This window comes from Bacillus pseudomycoides DSM 12442 (assembly GCF_000161455.1).
Taxonomy (GTDB): Bacteria; Bacillota; Bacilli; order Bacillales; family Bacillaceae_G; genus Bacillus_A; species Bacillus_A pseudomycoides.
This window is the reverse complement of record NZ_CM000745.1, coordinates 5248517-5248815: the sequence shown is the minus strand read 5'-3', so window position 1 is coordinate 5248815 and position 299 is coordinate 5248517. Positions and strand designations below refer to the sequence as shown.

The following is a 299-nucleotide window of genomic DNA, read 5'->3' as shown; positions in this document are numbered from 1 at the left end:
CTTAATGGTATAGCGACCATCTAATTCATTTTCTATTGTAATAATGTTATGTAAACTTAATTTCTTTAATGCAATATAGAATTGAGAATGTTGTATATAAGCAAATTCCTCTTTATATTGCTTGTAATCTTCCCACATCATATGTACTGTTACATTTGGAATGATCCCATTCGTGTAACATTTCTTGTGTAGATATAAGAAGACTTCTAAATCTGCATTTGTAATGCCATATAATTTATGTTTTCGTCCCATTGTTTCTGAAATAGCAGATAGTGTACGACGTGAAAAAGATGGTTTCG

1 pseudogene is annotated in these 299 nt (G+C 30.1%); it reads right to left on the bottom strand.

Annotation, left to right across the window (positions count from 1 at the left end):
• Nucleotides 1-299, bottom strand: a pseudogene (locus BPMYX0001_RS26595) (hypothetical protein); the annotation flags it as partial.